Source organism: Pseudomonas sp. 13B_3.2_Bac1 (assembly GCF_025466205.1).
Taxonomy (GTDB): domain Bacteria; phylum Pseudomonadota; class Gammaproteobacteria; order Pseudomonadales; family Pseudomonadaceae; genus Aquipseudomonas; species Aquipseudomonas fluorescens_H.
The window spans coordinates 1-15,753 of record NZ_JANLOG010000021.1 but is presented as its reverse complement, the minus strand read 5'-3'; the positions used below and the strand labels follow the sequence as shown (position 1 = coordinate 15,753).

At 62.4% G+C, this 15,753-nt stretch carries 17 protein-coding genes; 5 read left to right on the top strand and 12 right to left on the bottom strand.

The genetic code is table 11. The annotated features are described in order from the left end of the window. Positions 1 to 3: 3 nt before the first annotated feature. From rodA to NTD85_RS03145, 6 genes are all read right to left on the bottom strand, one after another. Positions 4 to 1,107 carry a rod shape-determining protein RodA gene (gene rodA, locus NTD85_RS03170; RefSeq protein WP_049827977.1) on the bottom strand — a complete coding sequence of 368 codons (1,104 nt, stop codon included), beginning with the start codon at positions 1,105 to 1,107 and terminating at the stop codon, positions 4 to 6. 31 nt (positions 1,108 to 1,138) lie between these two features. Further along, entirely contained in the window at positions 1,139 to 3,034 is a 1,896-nt protein-coding gene (mrdA, locus tag NTD85_RS03165) for a penicillin-binding protein 2 (protein ID WP_003228554.1), read from the bottom strand. Positions 3,035 to 3,044: 10 nt separating this feature from the next. Next, positions 3,045 to 3,512, bottom strand: coding sequence for a 23S rRNA (pseudouridine(1915)-N(3))-methyltransferase RlmH (gene rlmH, locus NTD85_RS03160; RefSeq protein ID WP_003185785.1), 468 nt, complete (start codon positions 3,510 to 3,512; stop codon positions 3,045 to 3,047). 9 nt (positions 3,513 to 3,521) lie between these two features. Further along, positions 3,522 to 4,016 carry a ribosome silencing factor gene (gene rsfS / locus NTD85_RS03155; protein WP_003228555.1) on the bottom strand — a complete coding sequence of 165 codons (495 nt, stop codon included), beginning with the start codon at positions 4,014 to 4,016 and terminating at the stop codon, positions 3,522 to 3,524. Positions 4,017 to 4,088: 72 nt separating this feature from the next. Continuing rightward, positions 4,089 to 4,811: a nicotinate-nucleotide adenylyltransferase gene (gene nadD, locus NTD85_RS03150; RefSeq protein ID WP_103486254.1), complete on the bottom strand. Its 723-nt coding sequence runs from the start codon at positions 4,809 to 4,811 to the stop codon at positions 4,089 to 4,091. Next, on the bottom strand, positions 4,780 to 6,051 hold the full coding sequence (locus tag NTD85_RS03145) for a glutamate-5-semialdehyde dehydrogenase (protein WP_201136488.1): 1,272 nt from the start codon (positions 6,049 to 6,051) through the stop codon (positions 4,780 to 4,782). The genes nadD and NTD85_RS03145 overlap by 32 nt, the downstream gene beginning before the upstream one ends. A gap of 177 nt (positions 6,052 to 6,228) precedes the next feature. Between NTD85_RS03145 and NTD85_RS03140 the strand changes: the two genes are divergently transcribed. Beyond that, on the top strand, positions 6,229 to 6,927 hold the full coding sequence (locus NTD85_RS03140; protein ID WP_262141403.1) for a DNA-3-methyladenine glycosylase: 699 nt from the start codon (positions 6,229 to 6,231) through the stop codon (positions 6,925 to 6,927). Positions 6,928 to 7,118: 191 nt separating this feature from the next. Next, positions 7,119 to 8,435 carry a bifunctional DedA family/phosphatase PAP2 family protein gene (locus NTD85_RS03135; RefSeq protein WP_262141402.1) on the top strand — a complete coding sequence of 439 codons (1,317 nt, stop codon included), beginning with the start codon at positions 7,119 to 7,121 and terminating at the stop codon, positions 8,433 to 8,435. Between the two features lie 3 nt (positions 8,436 to 8,438). Here NTD85_RS03135 and NTD85_RS03130 read toward each other — a convergent pair whose 3' ends face one another. Genes NTD85_RS03130 through NTD85_RS03120 form a run of 3 tightly spaced genes read right to left on the bottom strand, consistent with a single transcriptional unit; the run spans position 8,439 to position 10,118 of the window. Further along, complete coding sequence (locus tag NTD85_RS03130; RefSeq protein ID WP_007960613.1) at positions 8,439 to 9,029, bottom strand: LON peptidase substrate-binding domain-containing protein; 591 nt, start codon at positions 9,027 to 9,029, stop codon at positions 8,439 to 8,441. Positions 9,030 to 9,039: 10 nt separating this feature from the next. Then, positions 9,040 to 9,756, bottom strand: a complete 717-nt coding sequence (locus NTD85_RS03125; RefSeq protein WP_003228570.1) for an LrgB family protein — start codon at positions 9,754 to 9,756, stop codon at positions 9,040 to 9,042. After that, a complete protein-coding gene (locus tag NTD85_RS03120) occupies positions 9,756 to 10,118 on the bottom strand; it encodes a CidA/LrgA family protein (RefSeq protein WP_103486260.1) in 363 nt (120 codons plus the stop codon). Before NTD85_RS03120 ends, NTD85_RS03125 begins: the two co-directional genes overlap by 1 nt. 181 nt (positions 10,119 to 10,299) lie before the next feature. Here NTD85_RS03120 and NTD85_RS03115 point away from each other — a divergent pair, with 181 nt between their 5' ends. From NTD85_RS03115 to NTD85_RS03105, 3 genes are all read left to right on the top strand, one after another. Then, the gene (locus NTD85_RS03115) at positions 10,300 to 10,755 is read left to right on the top strand and encodes a MaoC family dehydratase (RefSeq protein WP_003228575.1); all 456 of its coding nucleotides are present in this window, start codon (positions 10,300 to 10,302) and stop codon (positions 10,753 to 10,755) included. A 102-nt stretch (positions 10,756 to 10,857) separates the two neighbouring features. Next, complete coding sequence (locus NTD85_RS03110) at positions 10,858 to 12,585, top strand: C13 family peptidase (protein WP_003228577.1); 1,728 nt, start codon at positions 10,858 to 10,860, stop codon at positions 12,583 to 12,585. Between the two features lie 27 nt (positions 12,586 to 12,612). Beyond that, positions 12,613 to 13,254 carry an oxidoreductase gene (locus NTD85_RS03105; RefSeq protein ID WP_003228578.1) on the top strand — a complete coding sequence of 214 codons (642 nt, stop codon included), beginning with the start codon at positions 12,613 to 12,615 and terminating at the stop codon, positions 13,252 to 13,254. A 134-nt stretch (positions 13,255 to 13,388) separates the two neighbouring features. Here NTD85_RS03105 and NTD85_RS03100 read toward each other — a convergent pair whose 3' ends face one another. From NTD85_RS03100 to mpl, 3 genes are read right to left on the bottom strand one after another with little or no spacing between them, the layout of a single operon-like run. Continuing rightward, entirely contained in the window at positions 13,389 to 13,673 is a 285-nt protein-coding gene (locus NTD85_RS03100) for a YceK/YidQ family lipoprotein (RefSeq protein WP_003228580.1), read from the bottom strand. Then, on the bottom strand, positions 13,666 to 14,313 hold the full coding sequence (gene ubiX / locus NTD85_RS03095) for a flavin prenyltransferase UbiX (protein WP_003228582.1): 648 nt from the start codon (positions 14,311 to 14,313) through the stop codon (positions 13,666 to 13,668). Before ubiX ends, NTD85_RS03100 begins: the two co-directional genes overlap by 8 nt. Next, complete coding sequence (mpl, locus tag NTD85_RS03090) at positions 14,310 to 15,659, bottom strand: UDP-N-acetylmuramate:L-alanyl-gamma-D-glutamyl-meso-diaminopimelate ligase (RefSeq protein ID WP_262141401.1); 1,350 nt, start codon at positions 15,657 to 15,659, stop codon at positions 14,310 to 14,312. The genes ubiX and mpl overlap by 4 nt, the downstream gene beginning before the upstream one ends. Positions 15,660 to 15,753: the final 94 nt, after the last annotated feature.

Genomic DNA, 15,753 nt, shown 5'->3' with positions numbered 1-15,753 from the left:
TATTCAAACCTGTGCGATCCACTTGCGATGCGTATGAATCGACATCAAAACCCCAAACGCTGACAGCAGTGTCACCAGCGAAGTTCCTCCGTAGCTAATGAACGGCAACGGCACCCCCACCACCGGCAACAGGCCACTGACCATACCGATGTTGACGAAAACATAAACAAAAAACGTCATGGTCAACGCGCCGGCGAGCAGTTTGCCGAACAGCGTCTGCGCCTGGGCGGTAATCACCAGCCCGCGACCGATCAACAGCAGATAGATCAGCAGCAGCGCGCAGATGCCCACCAGACCGAACTCTTCGCCGAGGACGGCGATGATGAAGTCGGTGTGGCTTTCCGGCAAAAAGTCCAGGTGCGACTGGGTACCCAGCAGCCAGCCCTTGCCGAACACACCGCCGGAACCGATCGCGGCTTTCGACTGGATGATGTTCCAGCCGGTGCCGAGCGGATCGCTTTCCGGGTCGAGGAAGGTCAGGATCCGCTGCTTCTGGTAGTCGTGCATGATGAAGAACCACATGGCGATCGCCACCGGTACGGCGGCGGCCAGCACGCTGAGGATCCAGCGCCAGCGCAGCCCGCCCATGAACAGCACGAACGCGCCGCCGGCGAGAATCAGCAACGACGTACCGAGGTCGGGCTGGCGCACGATCAGAATGAACGGCACACCGATCAGCAACAGGCTGATGCCCACATGCTTGAGCTGCGGCGGCAGTGTGCGCTTGGACAGATACCAGGCAATCGTCGCCGGCATCAGAATCTTCATGAACTCCGAGGGCTGGAAGCGGATCACCCCGGGGATGTTGATCCAGCGCGTCGCGCCCATGGCGTTGTGGCCCATGATGTCCACCACCATCAGCAGCACCACGCCGACCACGTAACCGAGCGGCACCCAGCGCGCCATGAAACGCGGTTCGAACTGGGCGATGACGATCATCGACACCAGGCCGATGCCGAACGAAGTGGCTTGTTTGCCCAGCAGATCCCAGCTCTTGCCGCTGGCCGAATACAGCACGAACAGACTGCCTGCGGCGAGGATCAGTAGCAGGATCAACAGCGGGCCATCGATATGCAGACGTTGCAGCAGCGTCGCGCGGCGACGCATCACATCCTCGCTGGAGAGCATGCGATCAAAATTATTCATCACGGGCCGTAGCCTCCGCACTGATAGGACCGGCGTATTCGGCCTTCAACCGACCATCCTGGTCCAGAAGCCAGGCATCCATGACCTGACGCACCACTGGCGCGGCGACGCCCGAGCCGGACTCACCGTTCTCGACCATCACCGAGACCACGATTTTCGGGTTGTCGGCCGGGGCGAAACCGACGAACAAGGCGTGGTCACGGTGGCGCTCCTGAACCTTGGAGCGGTCGTATTTCTCACCTTGCTTGATCGCGACTACCTGAGCCGTACCGGACTTGCCGGCGATGCGGTATTGCGCACCGATCGCCGCCTTGCGCGCTGTACCCCGGGCGCCGTGCATAACCTGCTGCATGCCGTGGTTGACCTTGGTCCAGTCCGACGGATCGCGCAGGACAATATCCGGCATCGGGTTTTCGTCTACCGGTTTGGCGCCTTCGATGGTCTTGGCCAGGTGCGGCCGGTTCCAGATGCCTTTGTTGGCCACCAGCGCCGTAGCCTGCGCCAGTTGCAACGGGGTGGACTGCATGTAGCCCTGGCCGATCCCCAGAATCAGGGTTTCGCCCGGGAACCACGCCTGTTTGCGCGTCGCGCGTTTCCACTCGCGGGACGGCATCAGGCCGGGGGATTCTTCGAACATGTCCAGCGAGACCTTCTGGCCGATGCCGAACTTGTTCAGGTAGGCCGACAACCGATCGATACCCAGCTTGTGCGCCAGGTCGTAGAAGTAGGTGTCGTTGGAACGCATGATCGCCGTGTCGAGATCGACGAAACCGTCACCGGTGCGGTTCCAGTTGCGGTACTTGTGATCGTAGTTGGGCAGCATGTAATAACCGGGGTCAAACACCCGGCTCGACGCTGTCACCACACCGGCATCGAGACCGGCAATCGCCACCGCTGGCTTGATCGTCGAACCCGGCGGGTACAGACCGCGCAGCACCCGGTTGAACAGCGGCCGGTCGATGGAATCGCGCAGCTCGGCATAGGCCTTGAAGCTGATGCCGGTGACGAACAGGTTCGGGTCGAAACTCGGCTGACTGACCATCGCCAGCACTTCGCCGGTGTTCGGATCGAGCGCTACCACCGCGCCACGGCGCCCGCCCAGCGCGGCCTCGGCCGCTTCCTGCAGTTTGATGTCCAGGCTCAGGACGATGTCCTTGCCGGGAATCGGATCGGTACGCTTGAGCACGCGCAATACGCGGCCTCGGGCGTTGGTCTCGACTTCCTCGTAACCCACCTGGCCGTGCAGTTCCGGCTCGTAGAAACGCTCGATGCCGGTCTTGCCGATGTGATGGGTGCCGCTGTAATTGACCGGGTCGAGGGTCTTCAGCTCTTTCTCGTTGATGCGCCCCATGTAACCCACCGAGTGCGCAAAATGCGCGCCCTGCGGGTAGTGGCGCACCAGCTGCGCGACCACTTCCACCCCTGGCAGGCGGAACTGGTTCACCGCGATCCTGGCGATCTGCTCTTCGGTCAGCTCGAACAGGATCGGCACCGGCTCGAACGGCCGGCGCCCCTGACGCATGCGCTTCTCGAAGATCACCCGGTCCTCGGGCGTCAACTGCAGCACTTCGACGATCACATCGAGCACTTGCTGCCAGTCGCCGGAACGCTCGCGGGTCATGCTCAGGCTGAAGCTCGGGCGGTTGTCCGCCACCACCACGCCGTTGCGGTCGAAGATCAAGCCGCGGGTCGGCGGAATCGGCTGCACGTGGACACGGTTGTTTTCCGAGAGCGTCGAGTGGTACTCGTACTGGATCACCTGCAAGTAGTACAGCCGCGCAATCAATACGCAGATCAACAGCATGACCGCAATGGCCCCGAACACGACGCGGCTACGCACCAGGCGGGCGTCCTTTTCGTGGTCCTTGATGCGGATCGGCTGAGACATGAGGGCAGGACTACTTGTGGTAAGGGTGACCGGACAGTACGGTCCAGGCACGGTACAGCTGTTCGCCGATCAGGATCCGCACCAGCGGGTGCGGCAAGGTCAATGGCGACAACGACCAGCGCTGATCGGCGCGGGCGCAGACTTCCGGCGCCAGCCCTTCGGGGCCGCCGACCATGAAATTGACCGTGCGCGAATCCAGCCGCCAGCGGTCGAGTTCGACCGCCAGCTGCTCGGTACTCCAGGGCTTGCCGTGGACTTCCAGCGTGACGATCCGCTCGTTCGGCCCGACCTTGGCCAGCATGGCTTCGCCTTCCTGACGGATGAAACGGGCCACGTCGGCGTTCTTGCCACGGGTATTGAGCGGAATTTCCACCAGTTCCAGCGCCAGCTCGGACGGAAGACGCTTGGCATATTCATGCCAGCCTTCTTCCACCCACTTGGGCATGCGTGAACCGACGGCGATCAGTCGCAGTCGCACAGCGATCCCTTACAGCTGGTCTTTGTTGAGCTTGGTGAAATGCTCGTGGGTGTTTTCCGGGCTGTGGTGCCTGGCGTCTGCCGCACGGCTTTGCTCGGCACCGGCCCACAGGCGTTCCAGGTCGTAGAACTGACGCGCCGAGGCAGTCATCATGTGCACGATCACCAGGTCGAGGTCGAGCAGCACCCAGTCGCTGTCGCCCTTGCCTTCTTCGCCCAGCGGCTTGGCGCCCTGCTTTTTCACTTCTTCACGGACCTTGTCCAGCATCGCGTTGATCTGGCGATTGGACGTACCGGTAGCGATGATCATGTAGTCGGTGATGCTCTGCTTGTCGCGAACATCGATGATCTGGATGTCTTGTGCCTTGACGTCTTCCAGGGCGGCCACGGCAACCTTGACCAGTTCGTCGCCTTTCAGCGGCTCGTTGGTGTTGGCCACTTCCGGCAGCGGCGCGCTCTTGAACGTGCCTTTACGCTTAACTTTGCTTACATCTTTGTCAGTCATATAAAACTCGTTTTGCTCATGTATTCGGCGGCTTGGCGATACGTGGATTCGTATCAGTGAAGCACGCCTTGTTCAGTTCGACGCACGGTACAGACCGTGCGCATCGATGTAGGCCAGGACCGCGTCGGGCACCAGGAAACGTACCGACTTACCGCTGGCCAGCAGTTGACGGATCTGGGTGGCGGAAACCGCGAGCGGTGTCTGCCAGACGAATGCAATCTGTCCGCTCGGCCCTTTCAGGGCCAGCGGGTCGCTCACCGAACGCGCTGCCAGCAGGTTGCGCAAGGCATCCGGCGGTTCGCTGTCGGCGTCCGGGCGCTGTAGCACCAGGATGTGGCAATGCTGGAGCAACTCTTCCCAGCGGTGCCAAGTGGGCAGGCCGCAAAATGCGTCCCAGCCCAAAAGCAGAAAAACCTGGGTCTCGGCGGCCATTTCGGCACGCATCAACTCCAGGGTATCGATGGTCCAGGACGGCTTGTCCCGCTGCAATTCGCGGGCGTCCACCACCAGCGGCGGCACTCCGGCCACCGCACATTCAACCATTGCCAGCCGATCCTGCGCCGACACCTGCGGCGTATCGCGATGCGGCGGCCGGGCGCTGGGCATCATGCGCAGCTCGTCGAGCGCCAGCGCTTCAGCGACTTCCAGCGCACCGCGCAAATGGCCGATGTGCACCGGATCGAACGTGCCGCCCAGTACGCCGATGCGCCGGGGTCGGAGTTCGCTGTCAGGCAGCGGCGCTGTCAGGTCGAGGTCGGTCAAGTCAGACCGTCGCCTGGCCGCGCAACTGGCCATCACCGACCACGATGTACTTCTCGCAGGTCAGCCCTTCGAGGCCCACCGGGCCGCGGGCGTGCAGCTTATCAGTAGAAATGCCGATCTCGGCACCCAATCCGTATTCGAATCCATCGGCGAAGCAGGTCGGGGTGTTGATCATCACCGACGCCGAGTCGACTTCCGCGACGAAACGCCGGGTGTCCGCAAGGTTTTCGCTGACGATCGAGTCGGTGTGATGCGAGCCGTAATGGTTGATGTGTTCAATGGCCTGGTCCAGTCCGTCGACCACGCGGATCGACAGGATCGGCGCCAGATACTCGGTGCTCCAGTCGTCTTCGCTGGCCGGCACCGCGTCGATGATCGCCCGGGTGCGTTCGCAGCCACGCAGCTCGACGCCTTTTTCGCGGAACTGGGCTGCCATCGACGGCAGGAAATCCTTCGCAACACTTTGATCGACGAGCAAGGTCTCCATCGCGCCACAGATGCCATAACGGTAGGTCTTGGCATTGAAGGCGATGCGCTGGGCTTTCGCCAGATCCGCGTGCTCGCTGACATACACGTGGCAGATGCCGTCCAGATGCTTGATCACCGGCACGCGCGCATCGCGACTGATGCGCTCGATCAGGCCCCGACCACCGCGCGGCACGATCACGTCGACATACTCGGGCATGCTGATCATCGCGCCGACGGCGGCGCGATCCGTGGTTTCGACCACTTGCACCACGGCTGCCGGCAACTCGGCCTCGGCCAGACCGCGCTGGATGCACGCAGCAATCGCCCGGTTGGAATGAATCGCCTCGGAACCACCGCGCAGGATGGTCGCGTTACCGGACTTCAGGCACAGGCTGGCGGCGTCGATGGTCACGTTGGGTCGGGATTCGTAGATGATCCCGATCACGCCCAGCGGCACGCGCATCTTGCCGACCTGAATGCCGGACGGACGAAAGCTCATGTCGCGGATCGCCCCGACCGGGTCCGGTAGTGCCGCGACCTGACGCAGGCCGACGATCATCCCGTCGATGCGTGCCGGGGTCAGTTCCAGACGTTCCAGCAAGGCCGGCTCCAGACCATTGGCGCGACCGGCGGCCAGATCGCGCTCATTGGCTGCTGCCAGCTCGGCGCGCGCGGCGTCCAGCGCATTGGCAGCAGCCTGCAGGGCGCGGTTTTTCTGCGCGGTGCTGGCACGGCCGATGACCCGGGAAGCTTCGCGGGCGGCGCGACCCAATCGGGTCATGTAGTCAAGAACGGACTCAGTCATGGTCTGCTGGGGTCTTGGCAAAGAGGAAAGCGGCAGATTATAGCTGTCGCGTCCCGGGACTAACAGCGGTGACAGGCGGATGGTCGAAATGGACTGCAATTTGCCGACGTTCAGCCGTAATTAAGCCTCGGATTGCTATCATCACGACCTCTTCCGCCTGGATAAACCTCGTTTGCAATGTCCAACCTGACCGTTCGCGCCACCGCCGAGCGCCTGCCACTGGGCCTTCCGGACGCTTTTTTCGACCGTGACGCGCAAGTGCTGGCCTGCGATCTGCTCGGCAAAGTCATCCGCCACCGGGTCGGCGATCTGTGGCTCAGCGCCCGGATCATCGAAACCGAAGCCTATTACTGCGCGGAAAAAGGCAGTCATGCCTCCCTCGGTTATACGGAAAAGCGTAAGGCTTTGTTTCTGGACGGTGGGCACATCTATATGTACTACGCCCGGGGCGGCGATTCGCTGAACTTCAGCGCCCAAGGGCCAGGCAACGCGGTGTTGATCAAGTCCGCCTACCCGTGGGTCGATGAAATCAGCGGGCAGGCGAGTCTGGCGCAGATGCTGCTGAACAACCCTGACACTCAGGGTCGGCCGCGCCCTTCGCAAAAACTTTGCGCCGGACAGACGCTGCTGTGCAAAGCGCTGGGCCTGAAAGTACCAATGTGGGACGCCAAGCGTTTCGATCATGAACGGATACTGGTGGAAGACACCGGGCCGGCGCCGTCCCAGATTATCCAGACCACCCGTCTGGGCATCCCCCATGGCCGCGACGAACACCTGATGTACCGCTTCGTCGACGCCACGTACGCCCAATGGTGTACACGGAACCCGCTGCGCCGGGGCCAGGTCGAAGGTCGCGATTATTTTTTGCTGTCCTGAAGTGACGGATTTGAAATAGATGAAATCCCCCTGTGGGAGCGGGCTTGCTCGCGAAGGGGCCGTGTCAGGAGCGGATAAGTTGAATGACACAGCGCATTCGCGAGCAAGCCCGCTCCCACAGGGGAACTGAGTGCTGTTGAAAGTAGCCTGCACCCTTTGGGGCCAATTGAAGATTTGATGGAGTTGCTTGTATGGGCCCATGGCTCGATAGCGTGACCGGGTGGCTCGCCGCCAATCCGCAGTGGCTGGCCGCTGCGGTGTTTATCGTCGCATTCGTGGAGTGTCTGGCGATTGCCGGAATTATCGTGCCCGGCACTGTGCTGTTGTTTGCCGCGGCCGTACTGGCCGGCAGCGGCGCACTGTCGCTGAGTGAAACCTTGCTGCTGGGTTTTCTCGGCGGGATTCTGGGCGATGCGGTGTCGTATTACCTGGGCCGGCATTTCCACCAGAACATCCGCCGTTTGCCCGGCCTGCGCCATCACCCGGAATGGATGGCCGGGGCCGAAACCTACTTCCAGCGTTACGGCATTGCCAGCCTGCTGGTCGGCCGTTTCATTGGCCCGCTGCGGCCAATGCTGCCGATGGTCGCCGGGATGTGCGACATGCCCTTCGCGCGTTTCGCCGCCGTCAGCCTGCTGGCCGCCGCCGGCTGGAGCGTCGCCTACCTGCTGCCGGGTTGGGCCACCGGCGCGGCAATCCGCCTGCCACTACCGGAAGGTTTCTGGCTGCAAGCCGGGATCGTCGCCGGCAGTATCGCGGTGATGGTCGGCCTGAGCGTCAATAGCAGTCTGCGTCAGCATCGCCGCGCCACGCTGTGGATCAGCAGCATGAGTCTGTTGATTCTGCTCGGCCTGTTCGTCGGCTATCCGTATCTGAGTGCGCTCGATCAGGGTGTGATGACGCTGGTGCAGGAGCACCGTCAACCCGTGCTGGATGAAATTGCGGTCACCTTCACGCTGATCGGTGAGTTCCGCAACATGTTCGTGTTCAGTGCATTGCTGACCGGCCTGCTGTTGCTGTGCAAGCAATGGCGACAGGCTATTTTCGTCGGCGGCACACTGCTGTTCACGGCGCTGGCAAACACCGCGACCAAGCAATTCTTCGCTCGTGTTCGACCGGAAGTTCTGACCGAACCGCTGACCAGTTTCAGCATGCCCAGCGGCCATGCGTCAGGGTCGTTTGCGTTGTTCCTGACCCTCGCCGTGCTGGCCGGACGCGGACAACCGCCGCGCATGCGCCTGACGTGGCTGCTGCTCGGCTGTATTCCGGCCATGGCGATTGCGCTGTCACGGGTGTATCTGGGCGCGCACTGGCCCACCGATATTCTGGCCGGGGCGATGCTGGCAGCGTGCGTCTGCGCTGCGGCCTTGTGGCTGAGCCAGCGCAACACGCCGCTTGAACCCATGCCGCAGAAAGTCTGGTGGCTGGTGCTGCCGGCACTGGTCGCGCTGTTCGGCTTCTTCGTTCTGCGGCATTTGCCGCATACGATGCTGCGCTACGCCTACTGACGCTCAGGCGAACAACTCGCCCTGCAGTTCATCAAGCAGCGCCTGGATCGCATCCAGCCGCTGCTGCGGATCGTCGAGTTGCAGCAGGTCGATCTTGTCCTCTTCGGCGAACGGCAGCAGATACGCCAGTTGATTTGCCAGTGACTGCTGGCCCAACGCCTCGGTCCCCATGTTCAAAGCCTCGACCATCGGGTGTTCGGCCAAGGCCTTGAGCAGCGCCACCAGATCGGCGTCTTCGTCCTGCAGCGGTTGCTCCGGCTCATCGTCCAGCCACTCGACGTCGGCGAGTATCAACTGATCACGCTGCACTTCAGTGCGCAGCACCTGAAAGCGCCGCCCGCCCTGCACGCGAATCCCCAGCAGACCGTTGTCCTGTTGCTGGAAATCGGTGATCCGCGCCTCGCAGCCGACCAGGGCAAAGCCTTCTGGCGCAACGCCGACTTCGTGGCCGTCAAGGATGCACACCACGCCGAAACCGCCACCCTGTTTCATGCAGCGGCCGATCATGTCCAGGTAGCGCGCCTCGAAGATCTGCAAGTCGAGGTTGCAGCCGGGAAACAGCACTGTGTTGAGCGGAAAAAGCGGCAGACTCATAGACATTTCCTTAGACCACCATCGACACCGCCAACGGCAGGAACACCGCCGTGGCCACGCCCATCAGACTCATCGCCAGCGCCGCGAAGGCGCCGCACTCATCGCTTTCCTGCAACGCCACCGAGGTGCCGACCGCGTGCGCGGTCATGCCCAGCGCCATGCCGCGCGCCTCTGGGCTGTGCACGCCGAGCCGGGTCAGCATGGCCGGGCCGAAGATCGCCCCGATCACCCCGGTGATCAGCACGAACACCGCCGCCAGCGCCGCGACGCCACCGATCTGCTCGGCCACCAGCATCGCAATCGGTGAGGTCACCGACTTCGGCGCCATGGTCATCAGGATCATATGATCGGCACCGAACCACCATCCCAGCAAAACCCCCATGCCGGTGGCAACCACCCCGCCTATCACCAGCGTAGTAAAAATCGGCCAGAACAATTGGCGGATGCGTTTGAGGTTCAGATACAGCGGCACCGCCAGTGCCACCGTGGCCGGGCCCAGCAGAATGCTGAGGATCTCGGTGCTTTTGCGGTACTCGGCGTAAGTCAGGCCACAGCCGACCAGCACGCCGATCACCAGCAGCATGGAGACCAGCACCGGTTGCAGAAAGATCCAGCGGGTTTTCTCGAACGCCGCCAGCACCAGTTGATAGGCACCGAGGGTGATGCCGATGCCGAATAGTGGATGATGGATGACCGAAGCCCAGGCCCCTTGCCAATCGAAGAGCATCACGACTCCTCCGAGTGCGGCGCATGGCGCTTGACCAGCCGTTGCATCAGCACCCCGGCGAACGCCATCGAGAGAATCAGCGACAGCACCAGCGCACCGACAATCGCCCAGAAGTCGGCGGCAATGGCCGAGGCATACACCATCACGCCCACCGCCGGAGGCACCAGCAGCAACGGCAGATAGCGCAGCAGGCTGCCGGCGGCAAGGTTCAGCGGTTCAGCGACTTCGCCGCGAATGATCAGGAACACCAGCAACAGCAGCAGGCCGATGATCGGCCCCGGCAGCACCGGCAGCAGCAAGTGGTTGAGCGCGGTGCCGAGCAATTGGAACAGCACCAGCATGGTCAGGCCACGTAACAACATCCGACATCCCCTGTGAAAAAGCGCCCCGCATTATAAGCACGCCGGCGCTATGCATCGGCATTCGCCAAAAGCATGGTCGGTTGACCGGAGCAAATCGCCATGTTGATCTACAGTGGTTCGCAGGGCGGTCAAATCCCCCACCTGAAAAACTATAAAACCGATGAACCCAAGGAGAGTCTCAATGCCCTATGTTCCAGTTGCAGAGCTCAAAGATTATGTCGGCAAGGAACTCGGACGTTCCGAATGGCTCACCATCGATCAGGAGCGCATCAACCTGTTCGCCGAAGCCACCGGGGATTATCAGTTCATCCATGTCGATCCGGTCAAAGCCGCGCAAACGCCTTTTGGCAGCACCATTGCTCACGGTTTCCTGTCGCTGTCGCTGATCCCGAAACTGATGGAAGACATCCTCGTGCTGCCGCAAGGCCTGAAGATGGTGGTCAATTACGGCCTGGACAGCGTACGTTTCATCCAGCCGGTGAAGGTCAATTCGAAAGTTCGCCTGAAAGTCGATCTGGCCGAAGTGACCGAGAAAAAACCCGGTCAATGGCTGCTCAAGGCCACCGCGACACTGGAGATAGAAGGCTCGGACAAACCGGCCTACATCGCCGAACCGCTGTCGCTCTGCTTCGTCTAAGTGCCCCGGATGCGAAGCGGCTCACGCTGTTTCGCGTTCCCTCTCTATATATGCGACACATAGCTGCGGCATACTCGGTCGCCTAATTGCCCGGATCCCGCTATGCGCCCACTCGCTTCTCTTGCACCCATTGCCCTGACCCTGATGCTCACCGCTTGCGGCGACGGCGAATCGCTGTTGCCCCCGGACGCACGGCTGCCGGACGGCGGACGCTATCGCGGCGAACTGGTCAACGGTTTACTGCAAGGTCAGGGTCGCGTCGACTACCCCAACGGCAGCTGGTATGCCGGCCAGTTCGACAAGGGTCAGTGGCATGGTCAGGGCGAGTGGCACGGCAGCAACGGCGAGGTCTATCGCGGCCAGTTCCAGCAGGGACTGTTCGACGGTCAGGGCAGCCTGACCACCAACGCCAGCAGCTACACCGGCGGCTTCAAGCAGGGCCGACGCGATGGCGAAGGCACGCTGAAAGAAAACGCCATGACCTACCGTGGCGAGTTCAAGGCTGACCAGTATTCCGGGCTGGGCCGTCTGGAAATGGACGACGGCAGTTCCTATCAGGGCCAGTTCGCCCACGGCAAACCCAATGGCGAAGGCCAGCGCGGCGACTCTAGCGGCAACACATTCAGCGGCCACTTCGTCAACGGCCAGCTCGAAGGCAATGGCACCTTCAACAGTGCCGATGGCGACATCTATGTCGGCGGCTTCAAGAACAGCCAGCTGCACGGCAAGGGCCGCTACGAGAACGCCGACGGCGACGTATGGCTCGGCCAATTCAAGGAAGGCGCGCTGACCGGCAAGGGTGAATTGATCGGTGCCGACGGCAGCCATTACGTCGGCTACTTCAACGACTGGCGCTTCAGCGGACAGGGCCGTTTGAACCTGGCCGACGGCAGTTTCTACATCGGCGAATTCGACAGCGACAGCTACGCCGGACGCGGCACTCTGGTGCTGACCGACGGCACCGTCCTCAGCGGCACCTGGATCAACGGCCAGCGCGTACGTGACGCCGACGGCAAGCTGCTGCCCGACACCCTCGAACTCGGCCTGCTGGCTCAGGGTCGTCTGCTGGACGAGGCGCTGGCCGCCGTGCCCGCCTCAACGCCTGCGGTGGAGTTGTACACCCTGACCCTCGGTGGCGACGGCAAGCAAAGCGTGTTCCTGCGCGAGTCAGATTATGTCGCCAACATGCTCTCCACGCGGTTTGGTGCCTATGGACAAATCCGCCTGGTGAACCATCGCGACCATCTCACCGACCGACCGATGGCCACCCGCGAAAACCTGCGCCGCGCCGCGCAGACCCTGGCCGAGCGCAGCGGCCCGGAAGACCTGGTGTTCATCTACCTGACCAGCCACGGCACCGCCGAACACGAACTGGTGCTCGACCAGCCGCGTATGGAACTGGCCGACCTGCCCGCCGACGAACTTGCCACGGTGCTGGCCCCGCTGAAAAATCGCGACAAGGTGATCGTGATTTCCTCGTGCTATTCCGGCGGTTTCATCCCCGCACTGAAAGATGAGCGCACCCTGATCATGACCGCCTCGCGCGCCGACCGCGTGTCGTTCGGTTGCTCGGAAGAAGCCAACTTCACCTACTTCGGCGACGCCTTGTTCGCGCAGGCCCTGAACCAGACCGATGATCTGGAGCAGGCGTTCAAACTGGCCAAGGCCACCGTCGCCGAGCGCGAACTGGCGGACAACTTCGAAGCCTCGGAGCCGCAGATCTGGGCACCGAAAACCGTACTGGCGCACTGGCAACTGCTGCGTAAACAGCAAGCGAGAAAAGCGTTGCAGAGTGCTGCATTGAACGACGGAGCAACAAACAGCAACTAAGCTGAACAGTATCAAGGGAGAAACACTATGTACTTGACGCCTCAGCACGTTTTGCTTGCCGGAGCCACCGGACTGACCGGTGAGCATCTGCTCGACCGTTTGCTCAACGAGCCGACGATCACCCGCGTGCTCGCGCCGTCCCGCCGGCCACTGGCGGAACATCCGCACCTGGAAAACCCGGTGGGCGACCCACAGACCTTTCTGCCGCAACTGAGCGGACGCGTCGATATCGCCTATTGCTGCCTCGGCACCACGATCAAACAGGCCGGTTCCGAAGCCGCGTTCCGCGCGGTGGATCTGGACATGGTCGTGGCCTTCGCCAAACGCGCACGGGAGATGGGTGCGCGGCACTTGATCGTGATCAGTGCGCTGGGCGCCGATCCGAAATCGTCGATTTTCTACAACCGGGTCAAAGGTGAGATGGAGCAGGCATTGCGCGCACAGGACTGGCCGCAACTGACCATCTGCCGGCCATCGCTATTGCTGGGCGATCGCAGCGAACCGCGCTTGGGCGAACAACTTGCGGCGCCGTTTTCCAAGCTGATTCCCGGCAAGTACCGCGGCATCGAAGCCTGCCAATTGGCCCGGGCGATGTGGCGTCTGGCGCTGGAAGAACAGGATGGGGTGCGGATAGTCGAGTCGGATGAGCTGCGCAAGCTCGGCAAATAGTTTTGTGGTGTCTGGGCTGGCCTCTTCGCGGGCAAGCCCGCTCCCACAGTAGTCTTCAGCGAACACAGATTTAGCGCACGACTCAATCCCTGTGGGAGCGTGGCTTGCCCGCGAATGGAGTGCGCAGCACTCCCCTACAACCCGCCAGTCGCCTGAAACCCAACGCCAATCACGGTCAGCAATGACAACGGCAACAACAGCGTATCGAGCAACGCACTCGCCGGCAGATCCACGCCCGGATAGCTCGGCGCTTCAGCGCCGAAGCGATCCATCGCGCAGCACCCGCCATTCATCGCATACAAATCCAGGCGCGTCCCGGAATACACCACCGGCGCCCCCGGTTTGGCCGCATCCAGCGTGCGCGCGGTGGCGCAGCCGGCCAGTTGCAGGGCCAGCGCAATTGCCAACAGCTTATTCATCGCTGCTCAGATGATGTTCGCCCCAGCGCGGCAGCATGTCCTGCGGAATGCCCAACAGATTGAGAATCCGCGCGACGACGAAATCGATCAGGTCATCAATGGTCTGCGGCTGGTGATAGAAGCCCGGCGAGGCCGGCAGGATGGTCACGCCCATGTTCGACAGCTTGAGCATGTGTTCCAGATGAATGCTCGAATACGGCGCCTCGCGTGGCACCAGAATCAACTGGCGACGTTCCTTCAAGGTGACGTCCGCCGCGCGCTCGATCAGGTTGTTGCACGCGCCCGTGGCAATCGCCGACAAGGTACCCGTGGAACACGGCACCACGACCATCGCCGCCGGCGCGCCGGAGCCCGAGGCTACCGGCGACATCCAGTCTTCCTTGCCGTACACACGGATCTGCCCGGCGGCCGCCCCGGTGTATTCGGTGAGGAACGCCTGCATCATCTGCGGCTTGGGCGGCAGCGTGACATCGGTTTCGGTGGCCATCACCAGTTGCGCAGCCTTGGAAATCAGGAAGTGCACTTCGCGATCTTCACGCACCAGACAATCGAGCAGGCGCAATCCGTACTGCGCGCCGGACGCGCCGGTCATCGCCAGCGTAATGCGTTCCGGACCGCCGTTCTGGGAAAAAGTGTTCATTGCAGCGCCTCGGCGAGCTTGCCGTGCAGGCCGCCGAAGCCGCCGTTGCTCATGATCACCACGTGAGTGCCAGGCTGGGCCTGACTCTTCACGCGTTCGATGATGCCTTCGAGCGAATCGCTGACAATCGACGGCACGCTGCACAGCGCAGCGGTGGCCGCCAGATCCCAACCGAGATTGGCCGGTGCGTACCAGATCACCTGATCGGCATCGACCACGCTGTCCGGCAGACCGTCACGGTGCGCGCCGAGCTTCATCGAGTTGGAGCGCGGCTCGATGATCGCGATCAACGGGGCGTCGCCGATGCGCTTGCGCAAGCCATCGAGGGTGGTGGCAATGGCGGTCGGGTGGTGGGCGAAGTCGTCGTAGATGGTGATGCCGCGCACTTCGGCGACTTTCTCCATCCGGCGCTTGACGTTCTTGAATGCGCTCAACCCGGCGATGCCCATCGACGGCACCACACCGACATGGCGCGCCGCTGCCAGCGCAGCCAAGGCGTTGGCGACGTTGTGCTGACCGGTCAGCTCCCATTCGACAGTGCCCTGGGACACGCCCTCGAACATCACTTCGAACGCCGAACCATCGTCCTTGAGCAACTTGACCTGCCACCGACCGCCGACGCCGGTGGTTTGCACCGGGGTCCAGCAGCCCATTTCGATCACGCGCTGCAGGGCAGGTTCGGTGGTCGGGTGGATCACCAGACCTTCGCTCGGGATAGTGCGTACCAAGTGGTGGAACTGCCGCTCGATCGCCGGCAGATCGGGGAAGATGTCGGCGTGATCGAACTCAAGGTTGTTGAGGATCGCGGTGCGCGGACGGTAGTGGACGAACTTCGAACGCTTGTCGAAGAACGCGCTGTCGTACTCATCGGCCTCGATCACGAAGAACGGCGTACCGCCCAACCGCGCCGACACCGAGAAGTTCTGCGGCACCCCGCCGATCAGGAACCCCGGGCTCATGCCGGCGTGTTCCAGCACCCAGGCGAGCATGCTGCTGGTGGTGGTCTTGCCGTGCGTACCGGCAACCGCCAGCACCCAGCGCCCTTGCAGCACGTGATCGGCCAGCCATTGCGGGCCGGAGACGTAGGGCAGACCTTTGTTCAGCACATATTCCACCGCCGGGTTGCCGCGGGACATGGCATTGCCGATCACCACCAGATCCGGCGCCGGATCGAGCTGGGCCGGATCGTAGCCTTGGGTCAGCTGAATGCCCTGGGCCTCAAGCTGCGTGCTCATCGGCGGATAGACGTTGGCGTCGGAGCCGGTCACGTGATGGCCCAGCTCTTTGGCCAGAACCGCCATCGAGCCCATGAAAGTCCCGCAGATACCCAGAATATGAATGTGCATAGTCGACCTCGTAAAACATGGCCGCAGGTTAGCGCAGGGAGGGGGAAATCGCACCTTGTGTTTCGCCTGCGCCGACGCCTTCGCGAGCAAGCCC